1 rRNA gene is annotated in these 1439 nt (G+C 53.9%); it reads left to right on the top strand.

The features are described 5' to 3' along the window. Positions 1-1439 (top strand): 23S ribosomal RNA (locus tag ACRDCA_RS20665); the annotation flags it as partial.

Below are 1439 nucleotides of genomic sequence, written 5' to 3'. Positions count from 1 at the left end.
AAGACCAAGGGTTCCTGTCCAACGTTAATCGGGGCAGGGTGAGTCGACCCCTAAGGCGAGGCCGAAAGGCGTAGTCGATGGGAAACAGGTTAATATTCCTGTACTCGGTGTTACTGCGAAGGGGGGACGGAGAAGGCTAGGCTAGCCGGGCGACGGTTGTCCCGGTTTAAGCGTGTAGGGGGAGTGACTTGGTAAATCCGGTTGCTTACTAACCCTGAGGCGTGATGACGATGCACTACGGTGCAGAAGTAGTTGATGCCAAGCTTCCAGGAAAAGCCTCTAAGCATCAGGTAACATCAAATCGTACCCCAAACCGACACAGGTGGTCAGGTAGAGAATACCCAGGCGCTTGAGAGAACTCGGGTGAAGGAACTAGGCAAAATGGTGCCGTAACTTCGGGAGAAGGCACGCTGGCGCGTAGGTGAAGAGACTTGCTCTCGGAGCTGAAGCCAGTCGCAGATACCAGCTGGCTGCAACTGTTTAATAAAAACACAGCACTGTGCAAACACGAAAGTGGACGTATACGGTGTGACGCCTGCCCGGTGCTGGAAGGTTAATTGATGGGGTCAGCCGCAAGGCGAAGCTCTTGATCGAAGCCCCAGTAAACGGCGGCCGTAACTATAACGGTCCTAAGGTAGCGAAATTCCTTGTCGGGTAAGTTCCGACCTGCACGAATGGCGTAATGATGGCCAGGCTGTCTCCACCCGAGACTCAGTGAAATTGAACTCGCTGTGAAGATGCAGTGTACCCGCGGCAAGACGGAAAGACCCCGTGAACCTTTACTATAGCTTGACACTGAACATTGAGCCTTGATGTGTAGGATAGGTGGGAGGCTTTGAAGTGTGGACGCCAGTCTGCATGGAGCCAACCTTGAAATACCACCCTTTAATGTTTGATGTTCTAACTCGGCCCCATAATCTGGGGTGAGGACAGTGTCTGGTGGGTAGTTTGACTGGGGCGGTCTCCTCCCAAAGAGTAACGGAGGAGCACGAAGGTTAGCTAATCACGGTCGGACATCGTGAGGTTAGTGCAAAGGCATAAGCTAGCTTGACTGCGAGAGTGACGGCTCGAGCAGGTACGAAAGTAGGTCTTAGTGATCCGGTGGTTCTGAATGGAAGGGCCATCGCTCAACGGATAAAAGGTACTCCGGGGATAACAGGCTGATACCGCCCAAGAGTTCATATCGACGGCGGTGTTTGGCACCTCGATGTCGGCTCATCACATCCTGGGGCTGAAGTAGGTCCCAAGGGTACGGCTGTTCGCCGTTTAAAGTGGTACGCGAGCTGGGTTTAGAACGTCGTGAGACAGTTCGGTCCCTATCTGCCGTGGGCGCTGGAGAATTGAGGGGGGCTGCTCCTAGTACGAGAGGACCGGAGTGGACGCATCACTGGTGTTCGGGTTGTCATGCCAATGGCATTGCCCGGTAGCTAAATGCGGAA

Source organism: Serratia sp. (in: enterobacteria) (assembly GCF_051654945.1).
Classification (GTDB): Bacteria; Pseudomonadota; Gammaproteobacteria; order Enterobacterales; family Enterobacteriaceae; genus Chania.
Note: the sequence above shows the minus strand (reverse complement) of the source record. Positions and strands in the feature narration are given on the sequence as shown.